At 46.7% G+C, this 14666-nt stretch carries 14 protein-coding genes and 1 riboswitch; of the genes, 2 read left to right on the plus strand and 12 right to left on the minus strand.

Annotation, left to right across the window (positions count from 1 at the left end; genetic code table 11):
- The 10 genes from GN277_RS20900 to GN277_RS20945 all read right to left on the minus strand — a co-directional run bounded on the left by GN277_RS20900 (window position 1) and on the right by GN277_RS20945 (window position 10621).
- Window positions 1–2205, minus strand: a complete 2205-nt coding sequence (locus GN277_RS20900) for a TIGR04282 family arsenosugar biosynthesis glycosyltransferase (protein WP_159753250.1) — start codon at window positions 2203–2205, stop codon at window positions 1–3.
- Window positions 2202–2630 (minus strand): hypothetical protein, encoded by a 429-nt coding sequence (locus GN277_RS20905; RefSeq protein WP_159753252.1) that lies wholly within the window; start codon window positions 2628–2630, stop codon window positions 2202–2204. Before GN277_RS20905 ends, GN277_RS20900 begins: the two co-directional genes overlap by 4 nt.
- 96 nt (window positions 2631–2726) lie before the next feature.
- The gene (locus tag GN277_RS20910; RefSeq protein WP_159753254.1) at window positions 2727–3863 is read right to left on the minus strand and encodes a sulfurtransferase; all 1137 of its coding nucleotides are present in this window, start codon (window positions 3861–3863) and stop codon (window positions 2727–2729) included.
- On the minus strand, window positions 3860–4585 hold the full coding sequence (locus GN277_RS20915; protein WP_159753256.1) for a TVP38/TMEM64 family protein: 726 nt from the start codon (window positions 4583–4585) through the stop codon (window positions 3860–3862). Before GN277_RS20915 ends, GN277_RS20910 begins: the two co-directional genes overlap by 4 nt.
- 16 nt (window positions 4586–4601) lie before the next feature.
- Window positions 4602–5375 (minus strand): rhodanese-like domain-containing protein, encoded by a 774-nt coding sequence (locus GN277_RS20920; protein ID WP_159753258.1) that lies wholly within the window; start codon window positions 5373–5375, stop codon window positions 4602–4604.
- Window positions 5376–5553: 178 nt separating this feature from the next.
- A complete protein-coding gene (locus GN277_RS20925; protein WP_159753260.1) occupies window positions 5554–6117 on the minus strand; it encodes an energy-coupled thiamine transporter ThiT in 564 nt (187 codons plus the stop codon).
- Window positions 6115–6221, minus strand: a riboswitch (TPP riboswitch). It overlaps the preceding gene by 3 nt.
- 28 nt (window positions 6222–6249) lie before the next feature.
- On the minus strand, window positions 6250–7260 hold the full coding sequence (locus GN277_RS20930) for an aminoglycoside phosphotransferase family protein (RefSeq protein ID WP_159753262.1): 1011 nt from the start codon (window positions 7258–7260) through the stop codon (window positions 6250–6252).
- A gap of 55 nt (window positions 7261–7315) precedes the next feature.
- Window positions 7316–8911, minus strand: coding sequence for an ASKHA domain-containing protein (locus tag GN277_RS20935; protein WP_159753264.1), 1596 nt, complete (start codon window positions 8909–8911; stop codon window positions 7316–7318).
- An 11-nt stretch (window positions 8912–8922) separates the two neighbouring features.
- Window positions 8923–9939, minus strand: a complete 1017-nt coding sequence (locus tag GN277_RS20940) for a uroporphyrinogen decarboxylase family protein (RefSeq protein WP_159753266.1) — start codon at window positions 9937–9939, stop codon at window positions 8923–8925.
- A 31-nt stretch (window positions 9940–9970) separates the two neighbouring features.
- The gene (locus GN277_RS20945) at window positions 9971–10621 is read right to left on the minus strand and encodes a corrinoid protein (RefSeq protein WP_159753268.1); all 651 of its coding nucleotides are present in this window, start codon (window positions 10619–10621) and stop codon (window positions 9971–9973) included.
- Between the two features lie 199 nt (window positions 10622–10820).
- On the opposite strand from GN277_RS20945, the gene GN277_RS20950 reads away from it, so the two are divergent.
- On the plus strand, window positions 10821–12293 hold the full coding sequence (locus GN277_RS20950; RefSeq protein WP_159753270.1) for a DDE-type integrase/transposase/recombinase: 1473 nt from the start codon (window positions 10821–10823) through the stop codon (window positions 12291–12293).
- Window positions 12294–12332: 39 nt separating this feature from the next.
- Window positions 12333–12536 carry a hypothetical protein gene (locus GN277_RS30490; RefSeq protein WP_244324821.1) on the plus strand — a complete coding sequence of 68 codons (204 nt, stop codon included), beginning with the start codon at window positions 12333–12335 and terminating at the stop codon, window positions 12534–12536.
- A gap of 47 nt (window positions 12537–12583) precedes the next feature.
- On the opposite strand, the gene GN277_RS20960 is transcribed toward GN277_RS30490, so the two are convergent.
- Together GN277_RS20960 and GN277_RS20965 are read right to left on the minus strand one after the other, a co-directional pair.
- Entirely contained in the window at window positions 12584–13450 is an 867-nt protein-coding gene (locus GN277_RS20960) for a uroporphyrinogen decarboxylase family protein (protein ID WP_159753272.1), read from the minus strand.
- 102 nt (window positions 13451–13552) lie between these two features.
- Window positions 13553–14653: a uroporphyrinogen decarboxylase family protein gene (locus GN277_RS20965; RefSeq protein WP_244324822.1), complete on the minus strand. Its 1101-nt coding sequence runs from the start codon at window positions 14651–14653 to the stop codon at window positions 13553–13555.
- Between the last annotated feature and the right edge of the window lie 13 nt (window positions 14654–14666).

Below are 14666 nucleotides of genomic sequence, written 5' to 3' on the forward strand. Positions count from 1 at the left end.
TTACAATAATTTTCTCCTTGCTCGATTCATAAATGGCTGTATCCCAAGGGGCACCTTCTCCTCAACCCCCAAAATCAAGGGCAGAATATGATAGGCTCCCTCCATGCCCTTTCTCCTGAAATTGCTGATACAGGAGGCGCAGTAGGTATACAGCTCATCATTGTATTTCATAGCCGACTCTGCCATTCCCTTTGAAAGCTCTGGTTCCTTCACACCTGCACAGCCGCCAAGCCCGCAGCACTGTACCTTCCCAAAGGGCTCTGTCACCTCTCCTGCCAAGTATTGGAAAACCTCCTGAAACATCTCCTTCTTCTCTCTGTCTGGGCATGGATAGTAAATGGGAATTCTATCCTTTTTTACCATTTGTCCTTCGCCCAGTTCCTTAAGCTTCTGATAAATGGTCACCATGGGGATCTCAAGTCTGTCCTTAAGAAAATGATAACAGTTGGGACAAAGGACGATGAACTCCTCTACCCCCTGCTTTTTCAGACGGGAGTTAATCCTGTCAAGATTCTGATTAGAAGCACCCTTAAGCCCAAGCTCATAGACTGGTTTCCCACAGCAGTCATAGATTGTCCCTATGTCATATCTGCTCATAAGATGTTCCAGATATCCTGTGGTCTTTGGATAAAAGGCCGTGAAATTGCACCCTGGAAACAGGACTGACTTTTTCCTTCCCTTCCGGTAATTCGCGAACTTATACGGGCTTTTCTCCCACAGAAGACCTTTATAGGAGGCTCTGTCTGAGCGCATCTGCCGCATAAGCACCGCAATGCGGGCGCCGTCAATATCCTTCGGGCATACCGCCTTACACCTGCCGCATAAGAAACAGGAGTAAGCAAGCTCTGGTCGCCTGGCAAATCCTGCCAGATTAATTCCATATTTTTCAAGAAAATTGCAGCTCTTTGTACATGCACCACAGTGAATACACCTGTCGGCGCCGTACCATGCCATCAAATCCTCCTTTGTATCAATATCTCTTAACATCTGCCCCGTAGAGACACGAAGCTCCGCTTCAAAAAGCTTACTGAGCGTATCCTCGAATACGGTATTCGTCCCATAATGAGGCACGTCCCAGATATCGTTTCTTGCGCTTTTCAATCCAATCAGATAATAGCCGCCGTCCTCGGTAGGATTTATTACAGCGTCACAACCCTGCAAATCCTGAAAAGACTGCCGGAAAATATCTGCGGTTATCTGCGGGATATCCGTTCCCACAAGCAGCACTCTCTCATACCCAAGCCCAAAGACTTCGTTAAACGCCTGAGACATTCTCTCTCCCAAGCCTTCTCCTTTCTGGGGATAAAAGCCTCTGGCGCCTTTGACTAACTTCTTGAGGCTGTCTGCCTTATCGGTATACTCTTGGGTATAATATACCAGCAGGTCAGCGTCCACTCCCTGACACGCCAAGGAAGCATTGCGGATAAATTCACTGTGCAGAGCCGCGCAGTCCTCCCCCGTCAAAAACGGCATCAGCCTCGTCTTTGTCTGCCCTGGAATGGGAACTCTGGTAAATAAAATGATCGCGTCTTCCTTTTCATTTCCAAGAAATTTTCTCTGAATCAGAATTCCGGCTGCTGTAACCAGCGCTGCAAGAACTCCGGCAGTTAAAAAATATTTCCACTTATCCCCTTCTGCTGTAAGCCCTGCCGAACCGATCGTAAAAAAGGATACCCCTGGCAGCATAAAAATAAATGTAAATATGGAATATTTCCAAAACCCGATATCTGTAATCCCATAAGCAAAATTCTGCAGATTATAGGGAAAAAGCGGAACCATCCTTGTAATCATAAGCACAATCATATCGCTTTTTCCGTCCTCTGAAAACAGCAGCCTTTTTAACAGCTTGTTTTTCTCAAGCATGGGCTTCACAGATTCCTTGAGGAAAAACCTTCCCACAAGGAACGCAAGCATAGCGCCGAGAGTCGTAGCAATCAGACACGCGAATATTCCCATAAACGGCCCAAAGAGTATGCCAGCAGCAACGGCAAAGGTAATTCCCGGCAAAGCCAGCACGACACAGCCAATAATAGTAAGAACAATATATATACAAAGAGCCCACAGAAAATTTTCTTCCACCGTCTTTTTCAGGAACATCAGGTTATCCGTATCCGACAGATAATCCGACCAGCCGAAATAATGATTCAAGACCAGTATCAGTATGATAATTGCCGCAAATATTATTGTTTTGATATATTTTTTCATAGCTTTCTGACCTTACATAGCTTCATAGCAGTAAAAGTCTTTATCAACTGCACCACATTTGCCAGTCCAATCAACGGAAGCGCAAGATAATAGGCGCGGATTTTTTCCTGGGAAAAACAGAACGTAAATCCAAGGTAGAATACCGCAAGCACAACCGACACAATCACCATGTAAAAAACAATCTTCTTATATTGCTCTCTGTTCTTTCCATACAATATCACAAGCAGTACTGCCAGTACCAGCACAACCGCCACCGCAGCATATCGCAGTATATCGATTGGTAATACTTGTTTTACTTTTGAAATCTTAAATACAATCCAGCGATTCATCCCTAGCTTACGCTTCGCAAAATACTGGAGTACGTATGCCCCTGCAAGCAATGCCGCTATAAGCAAATCTGAGATGATATATAGTATTTTTTTCATAGATTCTCCAATACCTCTATATAAAACTAATAGTGTTCTTAGCACACTAGGGGCATGCTTAAAAAGACATGCCCCCAATTTTACATCCCTGTTTGATTAATCTGCCGCCGCCTTATCAGTCGGAAGCTCACCTACCGTAGTATGCTCGCAGTCGTCGCTTGCCGGATCTCCTACCTGAACCGGATAATCGGACTTCATCTGCCACTCATACCAGCCGCCGTCATAGACGGAAATATCATCATATCCATTTTCATAAAGTACTAAGAACGGAACCGTAGCGCGCCAGCCTGTGCCGCAGTAGAAGGAAAGATGGTTGTCCAGCGTAAAGTCACAGTCTTCCCATACCTTCTTAAATCCCTCTAAATCCTTGACTACTCCGTCTGCATCCGTAAAATCAGCAACATCGAACGCAGTCTTGGCGCCTTTGCCCCATACCGCGCCTTCCGGCTCGCCGCCTCTTTCAATATAATTATACCCGCTTGTCTTTCCAAGCCACTCGTCTTCACTTCGGATACTTACCAGCTTAAAGTTGTCGTCATTCTCAAGCCTGTCCTTCGCATTCTCAATGGATACCCAGAATTCCGGATGTGCCGGAACTGTGGTTCCAAAGCTGTCTGCCTTTGTTCCTTCATTGACATCCGTTTCCAAATCATATCCAGCCTTCTCCCACGCGTTCAGGCCGCCGTTCAAAATCTTAACATCCTCAACACCTGCCCAGAGATAAGCATACGCTACACGGCCCACGCCTGAAACATCCTCGCCGTACAGGATTACCTTGGTATCCTTGGTAATACCGTGGGAAAGCATATAGGTCTCAACCTCCTCTGGGGTCAGAAGATTATATGGCTTCTCCTCTGTGCCTTCCGCATCCTCCACCTCTGTATCCCCTACAAGGATTGCACCTGGAATATGTCCCTTTTTATAGGACTCGCTGTCATCCAGTTCGCCAGTGTAAGTGACTTCTGCAATCACCGCATCCTCATAGCCTGCCTGATTTCCGTCAATGGCGCTTTTCACCCACTCTGGCGTAACATAAACCGTTCTCTGCTCTACTGGCTCTACATCCGCCGTATCTTCTGTCTCACCGTCTGAGGAGTCTGTATCCTCCTTCTGCTCATCCGCAGTATTCTCCTGAGTTTTGTCTGTGGCATCATCTGAGCCAGAGCCACACCCCACAGCAAGAGTCGCTACTACCGCCATGCTTAATAATACACTCAATAATCTCTTTTTCATTTTGAAATATCCTCCTTTTTCTTCTGCCGTTCCACATAAAGCTGTCTAAAAAGCACAATCAATGCAGACAGGGCAAACAGTATCAAAAGGGCTGTCACAAACATCTGCGCGCCTCCGGTCAGCATACCGCCCACATACGAGTAAATAATCGTTGCAGGTAGCTGCCCGATTCCCGTGGCTACAAAAAAACTCCAGAATGACATAGAGGTAAGTCCCGCCGCATAGCTTACGATATCAAAAGAAATAAACGGAAGCAGCCTTGCAATCAGAATACTTAACCTCCCATGCTTTTCAAAGAAAATATCTATCTGTTTAAGCCCTGCCTTACTGGTAATCTTTTCCACCACGTCACGGCCTAAAATCCTTGCAATGTAGAAACAGACCGTCGCCCCTGCCATTGCGCTTGACCATGAAAGGATTGCCCCCTGCCACCATCCAAAAAGATTAGCATTGGCAAAAGTCAAGAGAAAGGCGGGAAGAGGCGCCGCGATCGACTGTAAGATCATCAGCGCAAACGATACTGCCGCCGCATAAGCGCCGTAGGATTCCACAAATTTCCGCACCACCGTAAAATCACCGCTGCTAAACATTCGCGCAATCTCATTGTACAGGCTGTGCACAGAGGGAACCCACATATACGCCAGTATTGCAGCAGCAAACAGCAATATTATTACTGCTTTCCCTATCCAGTTCTTTTTTTTCTGCTCTGTTTTCTTATCCATCTTTATCTAGCTTCACCTATTTCGCGAAAATATATTCTACCTCTTTAGCGCCGTCCAGGCAGTTGTAAACATTCGTATAACCCATCTCCACCAAAGCCTGTGCCGCTACCGCAGATTTATTGCCGGAATAACAATGAGTAATAATCTTAGCGCCTTTATCGGAAGGAAGGCTTTTCTCAACATCTCCCATCTTCTCTGGGTCTGCGTTGATTGCATTCTTAAAATGGCCTGCCTCGTAATCCTTCGCATCCCTCAAGTCAACGATTGCTACGTCGCCTGCATCTCCGGCCTTTTGAAGCTCGTCCGCACGGATATTCCCCCATGTAACCAGATTATATACTCCGTCCTTCACGCCTTCTGCATTGGTAACATCCGTAAATCCGTTCTCTACGAGGATGTCTGCCGCCTCTCCACTCTTTTTACCGGTGTTGCATACCGTAATCACAGCTCTGTCCTTCCATTCCTCGATAGAAGAAAGATTATCGGCAAATGTATCAATAGGCATGTTGATTGCGAACTTCACATGGCCCTCTTTGTATTCTTCTTCACTTCTCACATCAATGACAAGACATTCCTCCTTCTTGTCCTTATCATCCTCGATTTTCTGAAGCTCTGCGGCATCCATAGTCTTAATTTCAGCCTTTTCATCCCCAGTGTCCTCGCTCCCCACATCCCCTGAAGTCTGGGCCGCCGGTTCCTTCTCCTCTGGTTCTGAACTGCTGCACGCTACAACTGAGAACATCATCATTGACGCAAGCAGCGCTGCAAAAAATCTTTTGCAATTTCTCATAACTTATCACCTCCTGATTTTATAAAATGTTTGCTTTTCTATATTATCATGAGAAAATAAGCCCGTCTAATCAATAATAATGATATATTTACTCTTTTATAGTTTTTATAAATATGCCCTTCTAACCTAAAAAGCTGTCGGAAAACAGCGTTTCCTGACAGCTTTTTCTAAAATTCATCTACATGGCCTGCCGCTTCACGGTATCCAACGCCTTAGCCACAGGCGGAATGGATATAATAACCAGCGTAATAATCCCTTCCGCCCCAAGATAACTTCCCTGGTACAAAGAGGAATACACCCATGGGTTCATCCCCTCCGGCGCATAGGCTGCAAAAAAGAACACACCGGACAGCGTTGAGAATACGAATCTTCCCACTACGCCTACAACATAACCTACATAAAGCCCGTATTTTCGCCCCTTAAAAAGCCCTGACAAGCCCAGTGCGCCGAAGGCAAGAGGATAGTCAAAGAGCACCTGGGGAATTGACATCATATACGGGTCAACAATGAACTGCAAGAAGCCGTATCCGACTCCCGTAAGAAGTCCATAGCCCACTCCAAACCAGTTACCAATCAGGCTGATAAACAACATGGATAACAGTGTGACCGAACCGCCCATAGGCATCTCCCATACCTTTATGTAGGAGGTGACCATTGCAAGCGCGATTCCCATAGCAGAAAAAACGAGTTTTTTGACAGCAGAAGACGTACTCCTGCCTGTGACAGAATTAATTTGTGACATTATGAAGTTCTCCTTTCCTTACGCCGGCATTACCCGGATCAAGTTTTAAGGGTCCGTATGCTTTGCATACATCTCAGCCATTTAAAGCACCCCTGTGTGACATATTAAGAATAATTCCATATTTAAAAAATGTCAAGAAAAAAATGAATTCTCTATTTTCTCAAGAAATCCATCCGACAAATAGGCTTCTATTTTGCGAAATGTCCCTTCATTGCGAATCAGACGGTTAGGCTCATGATATTGCACCCATGCCATGGCGCACCAAGTAATGCCCCGAAGGCAGGTAATCGGAATAAAAAGACCCAAACGTTCTTCGATTCCTGACACATCATACCTGCCCGCCGAGGCTTCCTTATACTGCCTCATAAACTGCTGTATTTCTTCCTTGTCCAAAATAACGTCTGTCTTCCAGAAGGTGGTTGTCGGTGCAATAAAATGTCCCAAATCCTGCACAGGATCGCCATACAAAGGCTTCTCCCAGTCAACCAGATAGTTATTCTTCCCTTCTCCATTAATTAAAAAATTACCAGAGTTCAGCTCTGTATTAATGCAACATCTGTATCCTTCATAATTTGAAACCTTTTCTAACATCTGCCGTCCTCTCTTTAAGAGCCCCTCTATCCTTTTTTTCTTCTGGATATGGCCTAAAGAAGATTGATAGTAGGTCTTAGCCATCTCATGACATTCGTTAAGGATTGCCTGAAGGGGATTCTCTGGCATAATTAGACCGTCATTCCTTGACACCGCGACACTGTGAATATCCGCAAGACACTGAGCCGCGTATTTCATCTCCTTCCGGTAATCAAGGGCATGTCCTTCAAGGAACTCCATTACCATAACTCCATAATCCAGATACTTTTTACTTCCGTCCACATAGATTGCCCGCGGAGTTCTTCCTGAAGTCTCCAATAATCTCAGAGCATGGTATTCGTAGCCAATCTGATCCTCTAAATGCATCTGGCTTCCTGTATTCACCCTGAGAAGCAGCCTTTTCTTTGACACTGGATGCCGGAATTCATAATTAATGTTGTACTCTCCCTGTGCAAGCATATGACATTCGATCTGCTCATTGAGGGGAATTTCTAATTTTTCATTAAATTCCTCTGTCTGAACATACTCTCTTAAACCTGCAATCCTGTCCATATATAATCACCCTTCTTCCCAATCTGGGTATACCCATTCTATTTTTCTAATACAGCTACCCAGGGAATATCATACTTTCTGCAAATATTCTCTCATAATTCTCCGTCTCCGCCAACTCCATATACTCCATCTTTCCGGCCAGCAATTCCATTTCTCTTTTCACCTTCTCAGACATCAGAGCCATATAGGCGCCCGTCTTGGAGGAATTACCCACATAGACTAATTTTTCCTCTACCTCTCCTGGCAGGATTCCCGTTCCAATTAAGGACTCGGCAGGCAGGTGCGCGCCAAACTGTCCGGCAATCATAACCTTGTCAAGCTCATCCATCCGGATTCCCGCTTTCTTAAGAAGGGCTAGGAAGCCGGACAGAATCGCCCCCTTGGCAAGCTGCACATGGCGTACGTCTCCCTGGGTAACCACAATCTCTGGCTTCTCGCACAGGATAAATTCCCGCTTCGTCCCATCCATACGAATCATAGGATATCTGTAATCCTGCTCGCTTAACTTCTCCTTCTTCACAAAAACGCCGGTCTTTTTCACAATCCCTGTGCGAAGCAACTCCTTCACCACAGCCAGGATTCCGCTGCCGCACAGACCCACAGGCTCTGCCTTTCCGATTACCTGATAATGAATACCCTGCTCTGTAATCTGAACCTCCTCAATCGCCCCTTCTGCCGCACGCATCCCAGAGCTGATATTCATACCCTCCAACGCAGGCCCCGCTGCACACGAGCAGCACCAGAGCCGTCCCCTGCTTGCAAGAACGATTTCTCCATTAGTCCCGATGTCGATAAAAAGTACATTTCCCCTCTCCTTTTCAAGCTCGCACACATAAGCGCCCGCCACAATATCCGCACCGATATAAGCCGATACCTGGGGAAGACAGTACAACTTGGTATCCTCTGCTGCATTGATTCCAATCTCACCTGCTAAAAGCTCTTTCGCCTCTGTAAACTCCGGCTTATACGGGGAACGTCCAATGGCCCTGGCATCAACGCCTAAGAGCATATGCATCATGGTGCAGTTGGCCGCCACATCAATTTCCCGAATCTTCTGTGGGCTTACCTTAGCTCTCAGACACACTTCTTCAAGCATACCGTTGATGGAATTCACAAGCGCCTCCTGAAGCCTATGGATTCCGCAATCTGGATGCTCGTATTCATACGTAATCCTTGTGAGTACGTCAAGACCATAACGCTTCTGCGCGTTAATCATAGAAGCGTTTGCAATCTCCTCCCCTGTCTTAAGGTCAATCAGAGCCGTAACAACAGTGGTTGTTCCGATATCAATGACTACGCCGTATCCGCCGTCAAATGAATCTCTCTCAAACTCAGGCATGTAACCCTTTGTCAACACCTTATGCTTTCGTTCCTTCAAAAGCAGCCCGATTTCCATATCCCCTGTCACTTCCACCATACAGGAAAGGCGTACTCCCGCCTCAATCTCCTCTGGTTTTAAGAGTCTCTCCTTGGAAGCCGCCATTTCAGACACTCCTTCAGACAGCACCTTCACCTTACATTTCCCGCAGATTCCCTTGCCATTACAGGGATTATCTACAAAAATACCAGCCTCAAGCAGAGCGTCCAGAAGGTTCGTCCCATCCTGACACTGAATTTCCCTTCCAGTCTGCCTAATCTTAATCTTTGCCATCTGTCACAACCTCACTCAGCATTCGTCAAACCCGTCAAAATTGACTGTACATTCTGAAGCGGCGACTTCATCCCAAGGCCGCACGCCGGAGAAATAATATCGGAGCCACTTTTCACACAGCTTCTTGTCAGCAGCTTCACCCTGTCGGGATCACCGAATTCCAGCGCATAGGTACTTACATTCCCCATCAGCACCCTGTCCTTCAGATGCTCTCTTGCCTCCTTCATAGGTACGACGGAATCAAAGCTCAATACGCTGCTTCTCACCTCGTCCACCTCCTTATACACCGGACTCATCTGTCCGCAAATATGTACGATTGTCCCCATCTTCTCATCCTGAAGGGCATCTAAGAGCCTGTTGATATATGTTACGGCAAACTCTTTAAAATACTTAGGCCCCAGAATCTCACCAGTGCCGCTTGGGTCCGAGATTGCAATCAAATCTGCGCCTGCCTCAATCTGCGCCCGCCCGAAGGCGATTAACTGCTCTGTGATAAATTCCATGTAGTCATGGGCCTCCCTATTCTTCTTACGCAACTCCTTATAAAATATGACCGGCTCCATCACAGAGCTTGCCGTACTGATTGGCCCTGTCAGATTGCCCACAATCGGCACATCCTTTGTCTCCTCCTTCAAGATACGAAGGGCGTCCAGCACCACCTTTGCCCTGCCCTTTGTCACATCCACAGGATGCAGGCGACGATACTCGCTTACGGAATTAATCACATACCCTGTCACATGAGGCTCATACACACAGGTGCCCATGTCAACCTTTGCGCCCATCTCCTCCGCCTCTACGGTCATACAGAAGGGAACCCCATAATTCTCAAAGCAGCCTTCTTCATACACAGCTTTCGCAAGGTCAGCCATCATCCTTGCATCCTTATGCGCCTTTGGCATATAGACCTTGACCCTCTCCATGAGCTCAGAGGTCACCATATTCATCATTCCTCCAGGACAGATACAGGCAGGCCTGTCCGCCTGCTGCCCTTCTATAATCATTCTTAATCTTTCTTTCGGTGTCAGCATTTTTCACTCCTAATATATTTGTTGGACACTATTAAGCGATATTCAGCAAACGCTTCGCCAGCTTCACGGCCTCTACTGCATTCTGGGAGTAGCCGTCCGCGCCAATCCGGTCCGCATATTTCTGAGAGATGGGACCTCCTCCGATCATCACCTTTACTTTCTTACGCAGTCCGGCCTCGTCAAGCAGCTTAATTACCGTCTCCATTCCTCCCATGGTAGTGGTCATCAACGTAGACAGACAGATAAAATCAGCATTTTCCTCCTGCACCGTCTCAACAAATTTGTCCAGCGGAACATCCCTTCCAAGGTCTATCATCCGAAAACCTGCTGTTTCCAGCATAATTTTTACCAGATTTTTCCCAATATCATGGGTATCTCCCTCAACCACTCCAATCACTCCTGTCACCTTTTCCTCATTTGAGGTTTCCGGCAGATAAGGACGCAAGATATCAAGTCCCGCATACATAGCGTCAGAGCACAATAAAACATCCGTCACAAAATACTCCTCTGCCTCGTATAACTCGCTGGCCCGGTTCATGCCGTCCACCAGTCCCTCCATAATCCCGTCAAATGCCGGATATCCTGCATCCAAGTATTCCTTAGCCGCCTCGGCAACGTCATCCTCCTCCATGTCTACGACTCCGTCCGAGAGACGCTTTAACAGTTCCTCTTTTGAACTCATCTTAAATTCCTCCTGCACATTTTCCTACTTTTTTCTTCTTAGAATTAAAAGGTAGTGTCAAATCTACCCCTATGTTTTTTATTACAAACCTTATATTTTCAAGGATTACATCACTTTTTTATAAGAAAAAGCAATGACCTCCCTTTTTTGTGTAAATACTATTACCAACCCACAAACACTGAAAGGAAGATCATTGCTTATGGATATTATTCCCTATTTACTCTCTCTGATTCAATCTCTTTACCAGCAAAACTGCTGGCTGATCAATTTTATCTGCAGATATGTCCCTCTTAAACAGTGGGCTTTTGATGATTCCCATTCCCCAAAATATCAGAAATTCAAGATTGACGAACTCCCCTTGGTCACCGACTTCCGGCAGGACTGGACTTACAAGGAACTCCTCCCTTACTACCAAAATCGCTACGGTAAGAAGATCCGCCCTGTCAGCCGGCGTTCTGAATGTGACATCCCGGAGGATTGCACATGCCCACGCTGTGATGCCCCAAAGCCCTTCCTTTATAAAAACAACGGCTCCAAAGGGCAGCTCCTGTGCAAGGTCTGCGCCGCCAGGTTCTCACCCGCCGAAAGCCGCTTCTCCTCTGTAAAACTGCGCTGTCCTCACTGTGGCAATGCCCTCGTCCCAAAGAAAGAACGCAAACACTTCATTCTTCACAAATGCGTGAATCCTAAATGCCCTTACTACCTCCACAACCTGAAAAAGGTGGATAAGGAAGATCTTCGAGAGGATTATGGCAAAAATAAATATAAACTCCACTATATCTACCGCGAATTCACAATGGATTTCTTCCGTATGGACTTAAACTCCTTGCCTAAGAACGCTTCCTCCCTGAAATTCAGTAAGCATAATGCACATGTCATGTCCCTGTGCCTGACCCTGCATGTCAACCTCGGACTCTCCCTGCGCAAAACTTCACTGGCTCTTAAAGACCTGTACAATATCAGCATCTCACACCAGCAGATCGCCAACTACTGCAAGACTGCCGCTGTCTGCATCAAGCCTTTCGTCGATCAATATCCTTACGAAAAGGGGGATGTGTTCACCGCTGATGAAACCTACATCAAAATCCGCAGCATCAAAACCTATGTCTGGCTCATCATGAATGCGGCAACCCGCTCCATCATCGGCTATCAGGTATCCGATAACCGGGGCGTCGGCCCCTGCATCCTCGCTATGCGCATGGCTTTCCGGGGACTTACAAAGCTGCCTGAAAAGTTCAAGTTCATCGCTGACGGCTACAGCGCCTATCCCCTTGCCGCTATGGAATTCGTAAAAAAGCTCGGCAAAGACTTTGCCTTCAAAGTCACCCAGGTCATCGGACTTACCAATGATGATGCCGTCTCAACAGAACACCGCCCGTTTAAGCAGATGATCGAGCGGCTCAACCGCACCTACAAGGCTTCTTACCGTCATACAAACGGCTTTGACAACATCGACGGGGCCAACTATAACCTGGCACTCTGGGTCGCTTACTACAACTTTCTGCGCCCACATAAACACAATAACTACAAAGTCCTTAACAAGGTGGAAATGCTGCAGGGCGCCGACAACATGCCGGGCAAGTGGCAGCTTCTCATCTTCCTTGGCCAGCAGACCATTCTGAATATGCAGAAAAACGGTACTGCCACACCGGAGCGGAGCTGTTGTCAATAGAACCGTGGAATACCGGAACCGTCGCCAGGCGGTGAGGATATGCCGCGAAAGTCTATTGACATAAGGCTCACGGATTATCCTGTTAAGCAGAAAAGGGGCATCTGCGCCCTTTTCCTGCCTTCCGGCGAGGACGGGTTCGGGCAGAGTCCGAAAATGGGTCAAGGGACTGGTCCCTTGTGGGGGTTGGGGCAACGCCCCAAGGTCTTAAATCACCAATATCTGCAGTTTTCAAGGTTCGGGTGAGCCTATTTTTCTGGCTCAGTTTTTCATAGATTACTTGACACTACCAATTAAAACACAACTTCTTTAAATATCCCGTTCTCCAACTGGTACCCCACATTCTTGATACACATCTGCCCCGCCACCTTTACTTTTCCAACCGTCTCGATACATCCCTCCCCGTACGACATCGGACGAGAAAGCTTTATATCGCGGAATCTGGCCTTTCCTGTACCTGTCAGAGCAAAGGTCGTTTTGGGACACAGCAATAGCATCGTCTTATCGTCTGCCAGTTCTGCCGCCTTTTTAATGAATTCGTATGTAAAATCCTCCACCACTTGTTCCCAAAGCTTCGGTCCCAAAATGTTCACACCGCCGGAGGAATCCGCATAACTAATCAGCTCTGCCCCGTATTTTTTCCCTTCCTCCATGAACCTAAGTATCTCAGTCCCAAGCTTCCAAAAGACCTCCTTCATTAATTCCGGCTTCTTGCGCATTGCCTTAAACACATGCTTTGCATCAATCAGTACATTCAGTATAGTAAACGGTCCTGACACTAAAAGCACCACATGCTCTCCCGCTTCCCGCAAAGCCTTGCAAGCCAGCAGAACCTGGTGAATCCTACCCGCTGAAAAATCAATCGCCGGCAGCTTCAAAATCTCCTCCGGCGCTGTACAGATGTACTCCTTAGCCCTGGGGCCTGCCACTTCATTTCCATAATTAACAATGCCGCCCATTGCCTCCGCCTCTACCGTATGGCAGAAGGGCAGTTCACAGAACGCCGCCTTGTCGAACTCCTTCAATGCTTTGGAAAGGGCCGCCATGGTATCCCAGTGAAGATACGCCTCCGGAAACTTAAGTCCCAAATTTTTCGTCACCTCGCCGCTGATTCCGGCAGAATTGTCATATGTACATTGAAAATCCTTAATTTTCGCCAATATCCTTCCTCCCAGCCTCTTTTTTGTACAAGCTTCTATTCTTTCAGACTATGTTACTATGTCTATGGTATCATAGATACTTCACTTATCCTAATAAATATTTTAAATAATCTTATAGTTTTTTTCTATACCTTTCGGCATATATCCTTTTCTTGCTCCCCTCCCATAAATCGCGGCAGCATTCATAAAAGCAATCATGTTCTCTTTTGACGTACCCACTGGTGTGGTACAGCCCGGACACAGATTGTAGCCGCAGGGATTGTCTCCTGCCTGCTCAATGCAAAATCGAACATTTTCTGCAATCTCCTCTGGGGTTCCATCCCGCAGCACCTCCACAGGTATGACATTTCCGCTGATGGCAACTCTGTCTCCAAAGGCTTCCTTCAATTCCTTTAAGCTCTCACAGTTATCCACCCAGAAGCCGCTGACTTTTGCTTCAACCACCTCCTCCCATCGGTCCTTCGTATTCCCGCAGATATGGATTGAAGTCCCTCCCTGGAATTCATTCATCCGCTCTACAGCCTGCTTAAGATATGGCAGGAAAAATTCATTGAACTGCTTCTTACTCAACAGGTTACGCGCTGCCATTGGCTCTGACAGCATAAAGCCTATTCCCAGTTTCCGGTTCAGGTCTTTTAAGCACTTAATAATACAGTCCGTACTATACTGCAGTAAGCGATGTACGCCTTCTTTGTTCTTTATGGTTGCCTTTAAGAAATTCTCCGTCCCAATCAGGCTCGCCGCCGTGGTCAGAGGCCCTGCAAGCCCGCTTCCCAGAATTCTTTCTTCTCCAAACTGTGCTTGAAGCCTCTCAAACGCCTCTATGATAATGGGAAACCGTCCGTCTTTTTCCACATTTACCAATTCCATATTCTCAATATCCCCAAACGACTTAAGGGCTGGCTCTGCTATATAAGATACATTTTTCCGAGGATATATAAGCTTCGTGCCAAGAGCCTCCACCAGCGTACGAAGCCCAAGCCCCACCCCCATATTATCCGCCTGAAAATCATTTGCCAACCTAGTCTCAACCTCCACCATTGCATCGGCAGAAAAATAATAGTCTCTGATATCAATCCCATATAAAGGCGGGGCAGTCTCACCCGCGCTTAAAGACGTTGGTATCCGGTCAACCTCCTCCCCTCTGGCATAAGCAAGCTTCCTTTCCTTTGGGGTCATTTCCAATCTAATTAATTCCATCATCTATCTTCCTTCC

Origin of the sequence: Sporofaciens musculi, from assembly GCF_009830285.1 — a bacterium.
Lineage (GTDB): Bacteria > Bacillota > Clostridia > Lachnospirales > Lachnospiraceae > Sporofaciens > Sporofaciens musculi.